The organism is Larkinella fluvii (genome assembly GCF_051857545.1).
Taxonomy (GTDB): Bacteria; Bacteroidota; Bacteroidia; order Cytophagales; family Spirosomataceae; genus Larkinella.
This window is the reverse complement of record NZ_JBPZHB010000002.1, coordinates 796,218-814,878: the sequence shown is the minus strand read 5'-3', so window position 1 is coordinate 814,878 and position 18,661 is coordinate 796,218. Positions and strand designations below refer to the sequence as shown.

Below are 18,661 nucleotides of genomic sequence, written 5' to 3'. Positions count from 1 at the left end.
AAGGAAGGTTCTATTTTTTCTTTAAACTCGATAAGTAATCCACTAAATCGACCAGTTCCTGCGTAGACATATTTTCCTGCAAACCGGATGGCATCATCGAAGCATCCATTTGCTTCATGGAAACGACGTCGCTCATTTTGTAGTCGCTCACGACGCCACCCGGAAATTTCATTTGCAGATCGGTTTCGGTTTTGCTGGAAATGATCCCGGAAACCGTGCTGCCGTCTTTGAATTTGACCTCAAACCCCTCGTAGCCAAAGCTAACCCCCGCATCGGGATACAAAATAGAAAGGTATTGTCCTTCTTTCGGCAGCTTGCTCCCGATTTCGGACAGTTTGGGGCCAAAATCCATGCCTTCGCTGTTGATCTGGTGGCAAATGGAGCAATTCGTTTTGAAAACCGTCATCCCCCGACCCGCGTCGCCGGTCATGGCCAGCAGATCCGGAATGGCGGGCAGTTTTTTACCTTCTGCGCCTTTGGCACCGTCGAGGTAACTGGCAGCTTCCGTCCGGACTTTCTTCCGCCAGGTGTTAGCAACACCCTGGACGGCAGCGGTTTTGTATTCGGATTTAATCTGGCCGGAGCGCAGGAGTGACAGAATCATTTCTTCCCCGTCGTTGCTGCCGCCAATGGCGCGGGTGGCTTCTTTCCGCAGCAGCGTCGGGCGTTTCTCGTCCAACGCAATGGTTTTCAGCATCTCAAGCGACTCTTTGGTTCCCACCCAGCGCAGAGCCGACACCATGTTGATGGCGGCTTCCGGGTTGCTGCCATTCAGGATTTCCCAAACCTGCTTCCCACCACCCTGCTTCAGCAATTGGCGGGTGGCATCGCGGCCCACAATGTCGTTGAACTGCTTCTGACTCAGGGCCAGCAAGCGCGGATTTTCGGCTGCGGGTTCATACCGGCTCACCATTTCCATGTATTCGGGCTTGCCGTAGGTTTCGTCCAGCAGTTTGGTCAACGACGCCATGGCTTCCGGCGAATTTTTGACGAAGTTCTGGTCGAGGTGGCGCAAGGCCAGTTTGGTAATCTGCACATCGTTCGGGTTGCTTTTCAGAATGCTCAGCAAAGCCGTTGATTTTTCGGTAGCTCCCGGATTGAAATCGAAAGCCCGGAAATACCGCAAGCGGCTCGTCAGGTCAATTTTCGAATCACCCGCCAGACTGGCCAGCAACGGAACGGATTCTTTGGTGCGAGCCCGCCAGACGATGTCTTTCCCGGCATCGGTTGCCACCGGATTCGCGCCCGACCGTTTCAGCCAGGCGGCATAATACGTATCCCACTGGCCATCAGCCCCAATACCGAGGGCTTCCAGATACCAGCGGTCTTTGCCATCGTGCTTGGCCGCCAGTTGCGCCCACAAATCCGGTGCTTCGGGCGATGTGTTCCGGCGCAGGGCAATGGCACATTCCCGGCGAACCTGCGGATCCATGTCATTCACCAACTGCTTCACATAGGGAATAATGTCGGTTTTCAATTCACGAGCCGCCCGCAAACCGGTGATGCGCAGATTCGGATCGCTTTCTTTCAGTGCAGTTTCGATGTATTTTTTGCCTTTGCCGTCCAGCTTGCTCAACAACCAGAGCGCGCGGGCTTTCATGCGCGGATCGGGTGACGTTTTGTAGAGTTTCGCCAGGTCTTTTTCGGCTTTCACACCCAGATCATGGAGTTTGTTCCAGGCAGCATAGCGAATCGCCATGTTCGGGCTTTGCAGCGCTTCAACGGCTCCGGCCGTCGTAGCCAGATCGACTTTCGGTATTTTGTACGGCGTATTCGGTGGGGCGACGCGGTAGACCCGCCCCCGGTTTTGATCCCCCGCCTGATGACCACCCACGCCGGGATCATACCAATCGGAAATGAGCAGCGAACCGTCGGGCGCGACGCACACATCCGAAGGCCGGAACCACTGGTCACGCACGCCTTCCAGCAGCGGCACGATGGTGGCTTTATAGCCCGCGCCGTCTTTCGTGACCGGATACGACCGAACGATATTCGGTCCGGCATCGCAGTGAATCATCTGACCCTGAAACACTTCCGGCAGCAATTTTCCTTCATACAGAATAATACCGGTGGGCGAACCCGCGCCGGTTTGCAGCAAATTTGGCACCACGCCGGGGTCGTTCAGGTGCCAGTGTTGCAGCGGAATGGTGGCTTCCAGGTTGGTGCGGTTCACGCGCCAGCCCGCGCCGGTCATTTCGTCAGTATAGCCGTAATTGCCATACTCCATCACGTAATTGATCCGAACGCCCTTGTTGCCGTCATCATCGTTGTCCGACTGCCACATGGTTCCGTAGGAATCCAGCGCGACTTCAAAGTTGTTCCGGAAGTTCTGCCCCAGCACTTCCATCTCACTGCCATCCGGGTTGCACCGGAAAACCATGCCCTGGCGGTAGTTTTTGGTATCGATTTCCTTGCCGGTCGTACGGTCAAAAATGGCTTTGCCGTCTTTGTCGCGGATTTGCTTGCCTTCGTTCCCGAAATTGAAATACCACTTGCCATCGGGTCCGAAAACGAAGGAGTGCATTCCGTGGTCGTGATCGGCACCACTCAGTCCGGTAAACAGCAATTCTTTTTTATCGGCTTTATCGTCGCCGTTTTCGTCCGTAAATACAAACACATTCGGGCTATCCGACACAATGACCTTGTTGCCCTGCACCCAGACGCCCAGTGGGGAAACCAGTTCCGGCCCTTGATAAAACGTTTTGGTGACATCGGCCTGTCCGTCGCCGTTGGTATCTTCCAGAATCAGAATCCGGTCGCCTTCGGGGCGGGTGGGGTTTCCGCTGATGTTGGCACGGTAATTATACGCTTCGCACACCCAGACACGGCCCCGGGCATCGACGTCGATGTTGGTCGGATTCGTCAGCATCGGTTCGGCGGCAAAGAGCTTGGCTTCCAGACCCGGTGCCACATTCAAACTGCCTACCGCGTATTTCGGATCGCGCTTGTCGTCGTCGGAAAGTCCGGCAAATAAACGATTAAGGTATTCCGTAGAAGCCTGATTGAGGTTGTCGTTTTGCCAGGCACCGACCAGGACGCCCCCGACGATCAGCCCGGCGGTAGACCAGGCCAAAGCCCGCCGTGACAACCGGAAAAAAGAAGAATAACGAGTTGAGTTCATAAACGCCCCGTAAGGTTTGTGAGGGTTGGAATAAAACGTGTAAATGTAGCAATAAAACCCAACTATTACTTGATAAACTCCCTGATCCCGTCCGTCGCAACGGTTTTCAGATTTCCCGCATCGTCTTTGTAAATGAGATAGGCATCCAGTTCGCGGTGTTGGGCCAGAAACTGCCGGGTTTCGGCCAGGCCCATCACCAGAAAAGCCGTGGCAAAGGCGTCGGCAGTCATGGCATCGTTGGCAAAAACCGTGGCACTCAGCAGCGCGTCGGGTTTGGAAAAGCCGGTTTTGGGGTTGATGATGTGGCCATACGTTTCGCCAGTTTGGCGGTAAAAGTTGCGGTAATTGCCAGACGTCGCCATCGCCCGGTTCGCCATCCGAACCGACGACTGAAGCCCACCCGGCCTCACCGGGCTTTCGATCCCGACGTTCCACCATTGCCCGGTGCTACGTTCCCCCCGGCAGCGAACCTCCCCGCCCACTTCCACCATATACTGATCGATGCCGTTTGACTCCAGAAAAACCGCCAGCACATCGACGGTGTAGCCTTGGGCCAGCGCGTTGAAATCCAGTCGAATGTTCTTTTTGAGCTTTTTTACGGAAACCGTATCATACGAAATATACTGAAAACCAACGTATCCCAGCAGTGAATCCGTATTGGGCAGCCAGGGTTCGCGGGACTTTTTTCCTTGCTCGTAGGCTTCCACCAGCGGTTTTACGGTCGGATCGAAGGCACCGTGGGTAATCCGATACACGTCGTCGGATTTTTTAAGAACCGGATAAAAATAAGGCCGCTGAAACCGGTGCGACTCGGATTGGTTGAACTGCGAAATCTCCGAATCGGGGCGGTAGGTGGAGAGACAAAGATCGATTTCGGTGAGCAGGGAATCGACCGGTTTTTTAAAATTCCGTTGGCGTTCATCGCGGTATTTGATGTGGTAGGTTGTGCCCTGCGCTTCGCCTTCCAGACTAACCAATGGAACCTCCGCCGACCGCTGAAAATCAGGCGATTTGCCCCAAAACGGAACCAGCACGATCAGCCATACCAGTCCTTTCATGCGTTGTTTCGACTATAAATGGTGCTTCGTTTTGTAGGCATTCAGTTGCTCCGTCACGCGTTGATCGTCAATATTCGCACTTTTCAGGTAGATAAACGCTTTTTGAGCCAGGAAATTATTGTCACTTTGCAGCAGGCCCGCAATGATTCGACCGGTTTCCCGATCCGACACCCGGTGTTGTTTGAACAAATCCAGAATATTGGTCAGCAATTCACCATTGGCCAACTTCAGGGCATTGGCCAATGCGGTTTTGACCGAACTATGGAGATGGGGGGCTTCTTTCAGTTTGGTAACGATCAGGTTTTTCAGGCTGTAATTCACTTTGGGGTATTTTTCAAACAGCAAATACTGCAACGAATCCGATTTCAGTTCGGCGGGACTCAAGGCATTGATGGCGCGTTCGGCGAGATTAAACCGGTTGTTATCAATGAAACTCAGGACGGTCGTTCGCAGCGCGGGCGTCAACTCGACCTGCCCGCGAAGGTGGTTCAGTGCCCAGATTTTATCGCCGGAATCCGAGCTTTCCAGCACCTTCAACAGAAAACCGGGCGACAACCGTTTTTCCGTCAATTTGATCACTTCCTTTTGCGCGGCACCATACACAAAATGCCACATTTTGTAGGTCGTATACACGGCTCCTTCGACCACGTAATCCAGCACATTTTTCGAGGTTGCCGACGAAACCGCATCCAGTCCCGAAGCCGCCAGATCGGCTTTAGGCACCAGTTCTTCGTACGAAAAGTTGGCCAGTGGCGAAAACGGATCGGCCAGCAGGTCGTTCAACCGGGCGTATTCGGCGGGTTTGAACGGTTCGTGTTCCGTCTTGCTCAGAAATTCCCCTTCCGGCAATTCATATCCCAGATACCGCCCCGTGACGTTCCAGTAGAGCACAATGTCCAGCAACCGGCATTTGTTATCGAAGCAGACACTCGTTTTAATTTTCCGGAAATACGAAACCGGATAGCCTTCTTTCGAGCGAATCTGAAACAAGGTATCGTTGCCCGCATCGTCTTTAAACTGACTCACAAACGCCTGAATTGTATCCGGTTTTAGCTGAATCGTTTGCGACTGGAAATAGCGAATTTTGTCCTGCTTCCGATAGGCTGAAAGCAAGACAATTGTTAGGATAACCGCGTTGAGTAAACCAATGCTGAGCCAACTTCGCATACCAAAAAAATCAACCTTTTTGAGCCGAAACCGGCACGATTCCGCCGTGTTCTTCAATCAGTTTCCGAAGGTCTTTCATCGACACCTCCAGGGGCGTTTTGTTCTGTATATTAGCCAAAACCGCAGCGGCTCCGGCGGCCTGGCCCATGCCCATGCAGGATGCCTGCACCCGAAGCGCCGAATTTGCCAGCCGGTCGCTGCTCACCATCCGCCCGGCCACCAGAAAATTCCGGCTGTTTTTCGGCACCAGCGCCCGCAGCGGCACCGTCGGCACCACGCCTTCTTTCAAATGATCGGGAATGACGCCGTTTTCGTCGTGGACGTCGATGGGATAATACGAATACGAAACCGCATCATCGAATACTTTCCCGGTGACGTAATCTTCGTGCGTAATTTTGTAATGGCCGTCGATGCGGTAGGTTTCCCGCACGGCGGTTTCGTTCTGCACATCCGCCAGCCGGATTTTTTCACAACCGGGCAGCGTTCGCAGAAACCGCAGCGTCGTTAACAGCGACGACCGCCCTTTCAAATTCGCCACAGTATGGGTTTCGGAGGTTGTGGAATCGGCGCCCATCACGTGCTGGATGTTGTCCCCGGCGCTTTTCAACAGGCCCACAATGTTGTTCCGGAAGTCGGTTTTGACAAGCTCGCCTTTCTGGATCGCTTCCTCATACCGGCCCTTGATCAGCTTTAAATCCAGCGATTTAAAATCATAGCCTTCCAGCCGGAACATCAGCGTTCCGGGTTGCGTGACGGATTCCCGCAGCAACGGAAAACCGGCCAGCGAAGCCGCGTAGGCGTTTCCGGTGCAATCGATCAACTGGTTGCAGATGATCTGTGTGCTGGTTCCCTTCCCCACGGTTTGAACGGTCCAGTTTCCTTTCTGAAACGTTGCGCTGGTGGGCGTTTCGTAAAACCGGATTTGCACACCCGCGGCAACCGCTTTTTCCTCGATCAACATCGCATATAACTGCCCGTTTAGCCGCACCTGATGGCGGGGGTGGTTTTTGCCGTGGGGAATCGAAAAATCCGGCAAGGTATCGTCATTCAGGGCGACGGCTTCCTGCACCATTTCCCAGCCGATGCCGCCGATGACCTGTTTGCCCCAGGCAAAAAAGATTCCCGGATAATTCACCCCGCCGGTGGTCGTTGTGCCACCCAACTGACTGCCGTTTTCGACCAAGATGGTTTTGCGTCCGGCCCGGGCCGCCTGAATGGCCGCCACCACGCCCGCCGTTCCGCCCCCGATCACCAGAATGTCGGTTTTCAGCGTTTGCTGAACCAGTTTGTAAGGCTCGCTCAGCCGTTCGCCTTTCGATAAGGTCGGTACGGCCATCCCGAATGACAGTGCGCCGAGCGAGGTTAAAGCCGATCTTCTTTTTATTTTTTCCATAATTATACAGTTTACGGTTTTCAGTTTTCGGTTTACGGTGGCTGACGCATGCTTGCTGACGCGTCTTGTTTGGTGCGTCAGCAAGCATGCGTCAGCCACCGTAAACCGAAAACCGAAAACCGGTTGTCAATACCCCAAATTCTGATCTGTCGCCGGGTTCAGGGCTTTGTTGTAATTCATTTCCGAAACCGGGATGGGCCACAGCATGTGTTTGTCGGCGACGACTTTGCCTTTGGCCGCCAGAATCACGGCTTTGGCGGTTCCGGTTCGTTTGAGATCCAGCCAGCGTTTTCCTTCCAGTTGGAACTCATAACTCCGCTCTTTTAAAACCAGATCGACGAACGTCGCAGCGTTGTAATCGGCCAGTTTGAAATCCACTGTCGACGCCACGGCGGGGGCTTTGCCGAACGCCCGGCGATGCACCTGATTCAGGGCTTCCATGCCAGCGGCCGTTGGGCCGTTCCCCGCTTTGGCCGAAGCCTCGGCGTAGATCAGCAACACGTCCGAAAAACCATACACCGGATCATCGTTCCCCGCGCCATTTTGTCCCACCGCAGACTGGTCGATAAATTTCGAACTCACGAGCGTGTTGGCCCCCAGCCCGAAGTTGATCAGGTCCCACATACTTTTGCGGAGATCACCGGCATCCCAGGATTTGTAATAGGCACTGGTTACATCGACGTAAATCACATACGCGCCCCCGAAGTTGAATAATTTTGTATCCGGGTGGTTGCTGATCCAGAGCATGTAATTCCCCTGGCCAACCTGGCGCATGTATTTCAGATAAAAAATCTCCTCCGATGTCGACACCAGATCCGGCCCAAACACCTTGGTTTGAAAGTCATTTTTGGTGGCCACCGGCACCAGCGAAAACAGGTTGGACTTCATGACTTCCTCGGCCTTGTCGCGGGCTTCGGCAAATTTTCCCAGTTGCAGATTGACATCCGCCAGCATCGTTTTAGCCGCCCACTTCGTCGGTCGGCCCACCTGAGCCGGTTTTTCCGGGAGGTTGGTTTCAGCCTCTTTTAGATCACTCAGAATCAAGGCATATACCTCATCGGCGGTACTGCGTTTCAGGTTGATATCGGTCATGTTGCTTTCCGTCCGAATCGGAACACCGCCCCAGTTGCGCACCAGTTGGAAGTAATTGAACGCCCGCAGAAACTTCGCTTCGGCGACGAATTTATCCACATCGGCTTTGCTGATCGCCGTGCCGGTGGGGGCATTTTTAATCACCAGATTGGCGTTCCGAATGCTGAGGTAAAACGAATTCCAGAAACCGGACACCCGCGAAATGTTGGCATCGTTGAAGCCCTGAAATTCGTGCAACGGAGCCCAGCTTCCGCGCCCGGAGGCATAGTCGGCCTGGCATTCGAGCGTCGCTTCGTAATTGGAATACATGGTGCTCCGCAGGGGCGAAAAAATGGCATTCACCGCCGTTTCAACATCGCTGGCCGTGTTAAAAAACGTTTCGACCACAATGGATTTGGGGGCTTCCACCAGCGCGTCTTCGCAGGCCGTCAGAAGCAGGGGTATCGAGAGGAGAAGGAGTATCTTTTTCATAGTTTCAATTGCGATTGAGTAATTGAGTGATTGAGTGAAACAATTGGGCGAGCCTGGAGGCTAACAATAGTGCTGATCTTTTCACTCAATTACTCATTCGCTCAATCACTCAATAATTTTAAAACCCTACCCGCACGCCGATGGTGACGGATTTGGAGGATGGATAACTGTTGAAATCAAAGCCCTGGTTGGTCGAGTTGGCTCCGCCGTTGGAGTTTACTTCGGGATCCCACCACGAGTAGTTGGTCAGTGTCAGCAAGTTCTGTCCGCTGGCATACAATTGCGCGTTCCGAATCCAGTTGACGCCCCAGGTTTGCAGCGGCAGGTTATAGGCCAGTTGGATGGTCTTCAGCCGCAAATAGGAACCGTCTTCGATGTACCGGTTCGACACACTCGTCCGGCTGGAATTGCTGATGATCGGGTATTTCGCGTTCGGATTGGTGGGCGACCAGTGGTTGTAAAAAACCTCCTTCGGCATGTTGAGACCAAAACCGTAGTCCATCGTGTTGACAATCGAACTGGCGTTGAACAGGTCGTTGCCCTGAACGCCTTGCAGGAAGATGGTCAGGTCGAAATTTTTGTAGCTCATGGTCGAATTCACGCCAAACGTAAACGTGGGATTCGGATCGCCGATGTAGGTTTTATCCTTGATGCTGATGGCCCCGTCGCCGTCGAGATCCTTGAACTTGATTTTGCCTTTGTCGTCATACCCCTCTTCGACATAGCCCCAATACCGCCCGATGGGCTGCCCTTCGCGCAGGATGTTCGTCACATCGTTGATGGCAACGACACTAACGGTTCCGCCCAGAATGTCCTCGCCCCCCTGCAACTTCACCACTTTGTTGCGGTTCAGGGAGAGGTTGGCATTCAGATCCCACCTGAAAGCGCCGGTAAAGACCCGGGCATCGACGCCCAGTTCGAAGCCTTTATTCTGAACCTGTCCCACGTTCTGAATGGTGCTCGTAAAGCCCAGCGACGACGGCAGAACGACGGTATTGAGCAAATCGCGGGTATTTTTGATGTAGTAATCGAGCGTAAACGTCACCCGGTTTTTTAGAATCCCCAGATCGATTCCGACGTCCTGCTGTTCGGTGGTTTCCCATTTCAGATTGCCGGGCAGGCGCGTGCCGGGCGCAAACGTGTTGTATAAGGCATTGTCATACACGGTTTTGCCCGACGAAAGCTGGTTTAAGGTGGCATACGCGCCAATGGCCTGGCTGCCCGTCAACCCCCAGCTCGCCCGGAATTTCAGGTCCGAAATGAATGTATTTTCTTTCAGAAAATCCTCGTTGGAGACGCGCCAGGCAAAAGCCGCCGACGGAAAAAAGCCCCACTTGTTGCCTTCGCTGTATTTGGACGAACCATCGCGCCGAAAGCTGGCCGTCAGTAAATACTTCCCATCGAAACCGTAATTGACGCGCGCCAAATACGAGAGCAAAACCGACTTGGAATACCCGGAATTGGGAATGCCCGGCGTGATGGAGGCACTCAGGTCATAGGTGCCGAAAATGTCGCTTAGAAAACCGTTCCCGCCCGCCGACAGGGACGTACTGACAAAATCCTGGTAGGTAAACCCGGCAACGGCCGACACCGAGTGCTTTTGAAAACTTTTGGTATAGCTGATTGTATTTTCGCTCAACAGGCTGGTAATCTGATTTGTACTGACATTGGCGACGCCCGCCGAGTTCACAAAATTGCGGGTACGGTACGAATCCGTGCGGTCATCGCGGTTTTCGATACCGCCCGCAATCTTGATGGTCAGATCGGGAATGGGGCGAAAAATCAAAGCCGCATTCACCAGCGCCAGATTCGCCCTGATCTGGTCGGATTGTTCGTTGATAAAATTCAGCGGATTGATCAAATCCGTTGCGACAAAGGGATACGAAGTGGCCAACACGCGATACGTGCCATCATCTTTGTAGGGTGTCAGCGTCGGCGGGGCCGAAATCGCCCCCGAAATCATCGAGTTCCCCCGGCTCCCTCCCCCACTGTCTTTGCGCCCCGTGTTCAGGCGGGTCAGCGTGCTGGAGAGGTTGACACTGAACTTCTTACTGATTTCGTGATTCACATTGGCCCGCAGCGAATACCGTTTGTAATCACTGCCTTTGACAATACCGGCCTGATTGAACACACTCCCCGACACCGAAAACTGGGTTTTCTCATTGCCCCCGCTGATGTTCAGCGCCGAGGTGGTCATGGGTGCTTTCTGGAAAACCAGATCCTGCCAGTCGAACCCCTCGCCAAAACCGTCGATCTGCGCCTGCGTGAAGTAAGGGGATAATTTATCGTTGACGGCCTGTTCGTTGTAAAACGTTGCGTATTCTTTCGCGTTCATCAGATCCAGTTTTTTGATCAGCTTCTGGTTGGTGTAACTGGTCTCGAAATCGACGTTGGTTTTGCCGGTTTTTCCGCGTTTGGTGGTGATGATCACGACGCCGTTGGCGCCCCGCGAACCGTAAATGGCCGTGGCTGAGGCATCTTTCAGAATCTCGATGCTTTCAATATCCGAGTTGTTGAGGGCCGTCGGATTGCTGCCCGAAATTGGAAAACCATCCACCACATACAACGGCTCGTTGCTGCCCTGAATGGAGTTGGTGCCCCGGATCCGAACGCTGACACCGGCTCCGGGCGCCCCGGTATTCTGTAAAACCTGCACGCCAGCCGCCCGGCCCGATAATGCCTGCAACACATTGCTGTTTGGAAAAGCGTTCAGTTCCTTGGATTTGACCTGCGATAACGAACCGGTCAGGTCGCTTTTTTTAACGGTTCCGTAGCCCACCACCACCACTTCCTCCAGGCTTTTGGTATCGACTTTCAGATCAACCGCCAGATCCGTGCGGTTTCCAATCTCAGCTTCTTGACTCAAATAGCCTACGAACGAGAAAACCAGTGTCGTTGCATTGTCCGGCACATTCAATTTAAACCGCCCGTCGGCATCGGTGCTGGTGCCGCGCGTCGTGTTTTTGACCACCACACTCACGCCCGGCAGGCCTTCGCCTTTTTCGTCGGTCACTTTTCCGGTAATCGCCCGGTCGAGCGGTTTTTCGGTTTCGAGTTGGGTACTTTTCGGTGAAATCCCGGGGCTGATAGCGGGCGAAACCGGCGGTTTGCTGAGCAGAATCTGCTTCCGGCCTACGACTTCGTAACTAACGGCTGCGTTTCGGAAAAGCTGATCCAGGACGGTGGACAAAGGCTGGTTGGTGACGTTGAGCGACACCCGGCGGTCGGCCTGAATCTGCTGCGGGATGTACGAAAACGTCACCTTCGCCACCTTTTCGATTCGGGATAAAACGACGCTAATTTCCTTGTTCTCAATCGACAGCGTAACGGGTTGTTCCAGCAGCGCCTGCGCGCTGACGGTTTTGGCGTAGGTCACCCCCACGACCAGAAACGTACAAATCAGTTGGGTAAACGTGATACGCATAAGGGTAAGGACGAATGCGTGAGAGATTCGAGGTAATTTCATACCTTTGGATGTTTTTGTTTGAGGATTTAGGCAAAGACAAAGAAGCCCTGCACATCTGAAAAGATGCGTCGGAACACGATCCGGCGGCTGGGGCTTGATCCGGTCGGTGATGCTTGGACCCATCGCCGACCTTCTTTTTTGGTTTCTAGTTTACGGTTTAGCAGTTTATGGTTTAGAATTGATCGTTAAGCCTATTCGATTGTGGTTATTTTCACTGACTTTCGCTGTTGCCCCTGAACGTTTTCACTACTGGCAACCCGGCCCGGAAATGACGATCTGGGCGTCGATCACCTTGTAGCTGGCTCCCAGCAGTTTACAAATGATGTTCAGTTTGTCGTACAGGTCTTCCTGTTCCAGGGAAGTCGTAATGAAGCAGTTACTCATCACCTCCTCGTCGTACACCACATCGACGCCGTACGTTTTTTCAATGGCCGTCATCAGCACCGAAATCGGCGTGTTCTGAAACGTGAAGGTGGGGAGTTCGGCTTTCTGAACCAGCACGACCGGTTTTTCCACCAGCGTTTTCACCAACCGGTGTTCCAGATCCAAGTAGGTCACCTGCTGGTTCGGCGTCAGAACCACACCAATGGTTTCGGGGTCGGATTTGGTTTTGGCCACCGTCGCCAGCGTGGGAGAATACACCGACACGCGCCCCGTCCGCACCGACACCGTGATGTTTCGGTTGGCCGCATTGGCTTTGATGCGAAAGCTGGTCCCTAACACTTTGGTAATCAAATCATTTGAATACACCAGGAACGGTTGGTGCGGGTTTTTCTGCACCTCAAAAAATGCCTCGCCTGTCAGAGTAACTTCCCGGTTCTGGCCGGTGAACGTGGCCGGATATCGGATTTTGCTGCCGGGTTCCAGGGTTACTATGCTCTTGTCACTCAGGGTAATCCGCTCGGGAAGGGCCGAGGTGTTGGTCTTCTCAAGAAAAGCCGGTTTTGCATCCGAAATTTCGAACGGTTGTGTCGGTACGCTAGTCGTTTTCCAAATCTGAAAATACCAGCCGAGTCCCATCAATACCGCCAAAACTGCAGCGGCTGCCCAGTAAGGCCGGAAATGAAGTGGACGGACCGGTTTGGATTTCAGCGTCCGCTGGCTCAGATCCTGCCAGTTTCGGGCCAGCAGTTGTTTCTTCTCATCCACCGTGACCGGCAAGTCCACCTCCGCATCCAGCGACGCATACCACTGGTCGATCAGCGCCCGCTCTTCGTCGGAGCAGTCGCCGTTCAGGTATTTAGCCAGCAATTCCTGGTATTTTGCGCTATCCATCGGGCTGAGTGGTTCGTTCAAAAGGCATAGACGAATACCACCGAAAAACCCCTAAGGCTAAAAGCGATTTTTTTGAGATTTTTTATTGTGACACCCTTAAAAAGCGATTGGGGTAGCCATAAAACCCCTACAAAATGATTCATCCCTACGGGACTCATTTCCCTATAATGCAGAGGTGGTTTCTACAAAATGAACCATCCCTACGGGACGGATGGCGCAACCACATCCACACAAAATCGAAAAATCCTGTAGGGATGATTCATTTTGTAGCAAATGCATCCGCAGAAAATCAATAATCCCGTAGGGATGGATGACCTGTTTTGTAGAAACCGGCACCCGTAAAAACCAAAAACAATCCCGTAGGGATGACCCGTTTTGTAGAAACCGGCACCCGCAAAAAACCAAAAACAATCCCGTAGGGACGGATGGCGCAACCACATCCGCAGAAAATCAATAATCCCGTAGGGATGACCCGTTTTGTAGAAACCGGCACCCGTAAAAACCATCCCCCATCCCGTAGGGATGACCCGTTTTGTAGAAACCGGCACCCGTAAAAAACCAAAAACAATCCTGTAGGGACGGATGGCGCAACCACATCCGCAGAAAATCAATAATCCCGTAGGGATGACCCGTTTTGTAGAAACCGGCACCCGTAAAAACCAAAAACAATCCCGTAGGGATGACCCATTTTGTAGCAAGGCCAACGTTTCGGGATTTAGGGGTAAAGAAAAAACAACACCCAAACCGCGACGAAATCGCGCAGGTTCTGCCGGAGGAAGGACGTGGAACGCGAAAGGTGGTACTCGATGGCTTTTTCGGACAGTTCCAGCCGCTGGGCAATTTCGCGGATTGATAGCTGTTCAAACCGCCGAAGGATGAAGACCTCGCGGGTTTTCTCGGGAAGTTGCGCCAGCGTATTCTGAATGGCTTCCGTTAGTTCGTTCAGTTGGACGGTTTCGGTGGTCGTAAACGTTTCGACTGGGAAAAACAACCGGAGTTGATCGAGGTAATGTTCTTCCAGGATGTTCCGGCGGATGTAATCCACCATCAGGTTTTTGAGCGTAATGCCCAGAAAAGCCGGCAAATTCAGAATTTTGAGCGAATCCCGCTTCTGCCAGAGCATCACAAATAGCTCCTGCGCCAGTTCTTCGGCTACTTCTTTTCGCCGGAGTTTGCGGTGGGCCACGACGTACATTTTATACCAATACCGCTCATACAATTCCCTGAAAGCCTGCTCGTCACCGTTGCGGAGCAGGTCTAGCAATTCGGTATCGGTCAGGGCTTGGCAGGACATCGAGCTGGAGATTTATTACCAAAATTGTAACAAATCTCCAAATATTTCAAAACGTGACCAGTTTTTAATTTTTCAAAATCGGTTCGATTCTTCATAAAAAGCAACGAATCAATTTCACAAGTCCTAAAAAAGCCGATTCAATTTCGCTTCGTAATACGCCGGGAGGACCACAAAAAACCGGGACGTATACAGCCGTTGCCAATCGTAATGCATCAGTGCACTTTTCAATTGCGGTTTATAACGCTCGATTAACGCCTTATTGCCGGACAAAAGCACCACCCAACAGGCAAACAACGGTTCGCGCATGTGTTTGTCTTCATAGCCGCGGGCGGGCGACAATTTATCCCACTCCCGAACTTGTCTGAGTGCGACGTCGAGCGTGGTGGCAATGTCGGGTTGCGGTTTCCACAGCGTATTCAAAACCCGCCAGTTTTCGGTAAAGGCCAGGTCGTGGGCGTTGTCGAAGTTTTTGTAGCGCGATACATGCAGAGCCGCCCGTTCAGCTCCCGCCAGCAAGCCTTTCCGGAATTTTTCACGCCGTTCCGGGTTATCCTCCAGTTCGACCAACGCCTTCAGCATGGCCTGTGAAATCCCGGTGATCCAGAATTCGTTTTCGGTTTTGTTGCCTTTTTCCGGGTTGACGGTTTCATACGGAATGCCTAAGGCACACACTTCCAGCCGGTTCATCGAATCGCCTTCGGGAATCTCGTTCAACCGCTGGTGGTAGCCGTCCAGCCAGTGTTTATTTTTCGTCACATCGTACAACGCCCGGTAAATAAACACCAGCCGCACCGAAATCCGGCAGCCTTTGTCGGTCAGGTTTCCGCGAAAACCGTAGCCAGCCCGGTCACACGGTAGTTGCCAGTTCGTTTTTTCCAGGGCCTTTCCCACCGATTCCATCCGATTGATCAGGCGTTTCTGTTCGGTCGCGTCGGGAATACCGCTTTTGACATACCGCCAGATGCCGTAGAACCACGGCCCGGTCTGGTCGTCGGAACCAGCGACGTGGTGACTTTTTCCGTCGGTCGAAATGCCCCGGGCAATGAAACCGGGAACGTTTCCGACGGTGGCCAGCAAAACCAGGCCATCGGCCACTTTACGAGCTGCCAAAGCATCCTCTTTTTTCCGGCTCAATTTCCAGCGATTGCACAGTCCGTCGAGGTAAATGCCGTTGAAAAACGCCCCGTTTTCGATGGGCGACCACCACGACAGCCCATTCGGCTGATCCGATTGACACTCTTCCGGGGTTGGAATAAAATTGTTTCCATCCCGACCCGCGTAGTCGTACAAAATCCCGGTTTGCGAACTCATAAACCGCTTTTTAATTTCCTGACTCGCCCGTTCGATCTGGTACCGGAGTGAATCATCAGACGGCGAAACCGGGCGGTTTTGGGCACAGGCGGGGAGAAAAAGCAAGATGCCGATAACTGGCAAAACCGTTGTAAAACCCACTTGAAAAGACTGGATGCACTTTTTCATCATAAACCGTTTACGGATGCTGAAGACGAAACCAGACGGCTTCGGCGGGAAAAAACTGGGAATAATAGAGTCGGTCAGGCCGGAAATGAGACAATGCACCCCGGATTTCGGAACGATGCTGCTCCACCAGCTTCCGGTCGGGGGCCATCGTCACAATCCACGCCATCCAGAGCGGTTCGCGGACGAAGCCCAGCTCCTGATTCCGGCGGGGAGACAACTTCACCAGCTCATTCAACTCCGTTTGGGAAACGTCCAGCGCGTCCTGTTCGCTGCGTTGCGGTTTCCACCACTGGTTCAGCGTCCGCCAGTCGTGCAGAAAGGCTTTCTGATCGTTGTGATCGAATTGATGCCATAGACTGATCCCGCTGGCGGCACTGCGCGCACTGGCATTCAAACCGTCTTCATATGCCTTTCGCATTTCCGGGTCTTTTTCCATTTCCCACAGCGCCCGCACATCCACGGTGCTCGATACGCCCGTCCAGCGAAATTGCTTGGGAACGTCGAATTTCATCCCTTCCGCACAAATCTGGAGTCGGCTGCGCTGGGCTTCCCCGCCCACCTCGCGGGCCGCTTTCTGATAGAGTTGGTCCCATTTGGCGTCACCGGTCAACTGATGCATCGCTTTCAGAATGAACAACAAGCGGGGTGCGCCCTCCCAGTTGAAGCTGGCAAACGAGTTGCGATACCGGGCTGGCGAATACGTCATCGTCGGCAACCGCCAGGTATTAGCCAGTAATGCGTTGGCAACTTCCGTCATTTTGGCAATGATCTGCCGCCGTTCGGGCGGGTCGGGCAGTCCGGTGTCGAGGTAGCGCCAGAGGCCGTAAAACCAGGGCGACGTCTGGTCGTTCGAGCCCATCGCCGGGGGCGTTTTGCCGTCCGTCGCCACACCACGCCCGATAAAACCGGGGGTGTCGCCCACCGAAGCCAGAAACAAAAGACCCTGCACCAGTCGCTTCGCCTTTTGCCGGTCGGCTTCGTTTCGACGGTGCATCCAACGCTGGCAAATGCCGTCCAGATACAAGCCATTAAACATCGAACCGTTTTCAGTCGGCGTCCACCAGCCCAGCGCGTTGGGTTTGTTCTCCCGAAATTCGGCCGCCGTCGGACGATCAAAGTGGCCGTTGAAATCCGAAAAATCGATCAGGATGGCATGTTCGTCGATAAACCGTCGCCAGATTTCCTGGTGCGCTTTTTCAACATTCAAGCTGTCGTTCGCTTCCAATTGTCGGTTTTCTACTTCGGAAAACGTACCAGTTTTTAGCTGAAACGAACTGAATACCAGCAGGATCAATCCCGTAAAGCTTAAAACCGTTTTTTGCCGAAATTGCCTCATTTCCAGTCCGGGTTTTGTTCCAGTTTGGGGTTGGCCCGGATTTCATCCAGCGGTATCGGATAATACCGGTGTTTCGGCTGGGGGGCGCGGGTCGGATACACTTCGTTAACCGCTTTCGGAATCACCGTCAGAAACGTATTGGTGCGGGTCAGGTCGTACCAGCGGTCGCCTTCGGCGAAAAACTCCCAGCTCCGTTCCTGCAAAACCGCCTTGATAAAATCGTCTTTGCTCAGACCAGTCGGGAGATTGGCCAGCCCTGCCCGGTTTCGAATCGCGTTGATGTATTGGTAGGCCGTTGCCGTCGGGCCGTTCTGCCGGGCTTCTGCTTCCGACGCAATCAGGTACAAATCCGCCAGCCGCAGCATCGGTACGTTGTTCCGTCCTTTTGCGCCAACCGAGTTTCGATCCATGTATTTTTTGATCAGCACGCCTTTCACGGTATAGGGCGTAATTTCCTTCTGCGGAACCACTTTCCCCGCGACGCTGACGAAGCTCGTGTCCAATAATTGCCGCCGTTTGTCGGTGGGGCTAAACGAATCGAAAAACGCCTGAAAGGCAAAAATGGAGCCGAACGTCGTGTTTCCGTAATCCCGGCTGGCGCTGTTGGCGGGGCCGCAGAATCCCATCAACGTCGTGCCGCGCGCCCGGGTGGCGTTATCACCTTCAAAGGCAAACATATTTTCCTGCCGGGCCGCATCCTCTTTTTCGACGTCAAATACATCCATGACATTCGGCATCAAGGTATATTTTCCGGAATTAATGACTTCCAGCGACTTCGTTTTGGCGGTTGTCCAGTCTTCGGCGTACAAAGCCGCTTTGGCATACAGCCCGATGGCGACTTCTTTGGAAGCCCGCCCTTTGATCGTGGAAGCCGCATACGACGGCAGTCTGGCAATGGCATCCTCCAGGTCCTTGAAAATCTGTTTATAGACCTCAGCTTTCGGACTTTTCGCTACCAGCGCGTCCGATTCACTCTGGCTGGGTGAGGTCCGGATGACCACATCCCCGAAGTTTTTCGCCAGCGTAAAATGATAGAACGCCCGCAGGAACAGGGCTTCGCCCACAATGGCATTCCGGCGGTTGGTTTCCATCCCGATGGCTGGCACCCGGTCGATTACCCAATTGGCGTTCTCGATGCCCTTGTAGCAAAACTGCCATAAACCGTAGGGGCTTTCGGCCGTCCGGCCAAAGCTTTTCGGCCCCGAATAGTCGGTATCGTAGCTGTAGACGGCAAAGACGTTGCGGCCCACCACCGGTTTTACCCAGAGCTGATCCCCGGCAAAATCACCGGCAAAGACAATGGGAGCCTGGTCGAACAGGTCGTTGATCGACCCGTAAGCCGCCGTCAAAGCCGCTTCGGCGTCCTGCGCACTTTTGTAAAAATTGGTCGTGATGACCGACGAATACACGGTTTCGTCTAATTCCTGGCAGGCACTAAACCCGAAGGCCGCCAGAACCGCTACCAGAATGGATGTTGAAAAAGATCGTTTCATGAAAGTCAGTGGTTAA

11 protein-coding genes are annotated in these 18,661 nt (G+C 53.4%); all 11 read right to left on the bottom strand.

Annotated elements, in window-relative coordinates; translation table 11 throughout:
• Window positions 1-10: 10 nt before the first annotated feature.
• Window positions 11-3,121 carry a PVC-type heme-binding CxxCH protein gene (locus ACS5NO_RS07255; RefSeq protein WP_439414510.1) on the bottom strand — a complete coding sequence of 1,037 codons (3,111 nt, stop codon included), beginning with the start codon at window positions 3,119-3,121 and terminating at the stop codon, window positions 11-13.
• Between the two features lie 65 nt (window positions 3,122-3,186).
• A complete protein-coding gene (locus ACS5NO_RS07250; RefSeq protein ID WP_439414509.1) occupies window positions 3,187-4,179 on the bottom strand; it encodes an FAD:protein FMN transferase in 993 nt (330 codons plus the stop codon).
• A gap of 12 nt (window positions 4,180-4,191) precedes the next feature.
• Window positions 4,192-5,346, bottom strand: coding sequence for a hypothetical protein (locus tag ACS5NO_RS07245; RefSeq protein ID WP_439414508.1), 1,155 nt, complete (start codon window positions 5,344-5,346; stop codon window positions 4,192-4,194).
• Window positions 5,347-5,356: 10 nt separating this feature from the next.
• Window positions 5,357-6,739 (bottom strand): FAD-dependent oxidoreductase, encoded by a 1,383-nt coding sequence (locus ACS5NO_RS07240; RefSeq protein WP_439414507.1) that lies wholly within the window; start codon window positions 6,737-6,739, stop codon window positions 5,357-5,359.
• A gap of 126 nt (window positions 6,740-6,865) precedes the next feature.
• Window positions 6,866-8,302, bottom strand: coding sequence for a RagB/SusD family nutrient uptake outer membrane protein (locus ACS5NO_RS07235; RefSeq protein ID WP_439414506.1), 1,437 nt, complete (start codon window positions 8,300-8,302; stop codon window positions 6,866-6,868).
• Window positions 8,303-8,420: 118 nt separating this feature from the next.
• On the bottom strand, window positions 8,421-11,726 hold the full coding sequence (locus ACS5NO_RS07230; protein WP_439414505.1) for a TonB-dependent receptor: 3,306 nt from the start codon (window positions 11,724-11,726) through the stop codon (window positions 8,421-8,423).
• Between the two features lie 288 nt (window positions 11,727-12,014).
• Entirely contained in the window at window positions 12,015-13,043 is a 1,029-nt protein-coding gene (locus tag ACS5NO_RS07225) for a FecR family protein (RefSeq protein ID WP_439414504.1), read from the bottom strand.
• A 715-nt stretch (window positions 13,044-13,758) separates the two neighbouring features.
• Window positions 13,759-14,337, bottom strand: a complete 579-nt coding sequence (locus tag ACS5NO_RS07220) for an RNA polymerase sigma-70 factor (RefSeq protein ID WP_439414503.1) — start codon at window positions 14,335-14,337, stop codon at window positions 13,759-13,761.
• A gap of 123 nt (window positions 14,338-14,460) precedes the next feature.
• Window positions 14,461-15,816: a hypothetical protein gene (locus ACS5NO_RS07215; protein WP_439414502.1), complete on the bottom strand. Its 1,356-nt coding sequence runs from the start codon at window positions 15,814-15,816 to the stop codon at window positions 14,461-14,463.
• Window positions 15,817-15,826: 10 nt separating this feature from the next.
• Complete coding sequence (locus ACS5NO_RS07210; RefSeq protein WP_439414501.1) at window positions 15,827-17,152, bottom strand: hypothetical protein; 1,326 nt, start codon at window positions 17,150-17,152, stop codon at window positions 15,827-15,829.
• Window positions 17,149-18,645, bottom strand: a complete 1,497-nt coding sequence (locus ACS5NO_RS07205) for a RagB/SusD family nutrient uptake outer membrane protein (RefSeq protein WP_439414500.1) — start codon at window positions 18,643-18,645, stop codon at window positions 17,149-17,151. Before ACS5NO_RS07205 ends, ACS5NO_RS07210 begins: the two co-directional genes overlap by 4 nt.
• Window positions 18,646-18,661 lie beyond the last annotated feature (16 nt).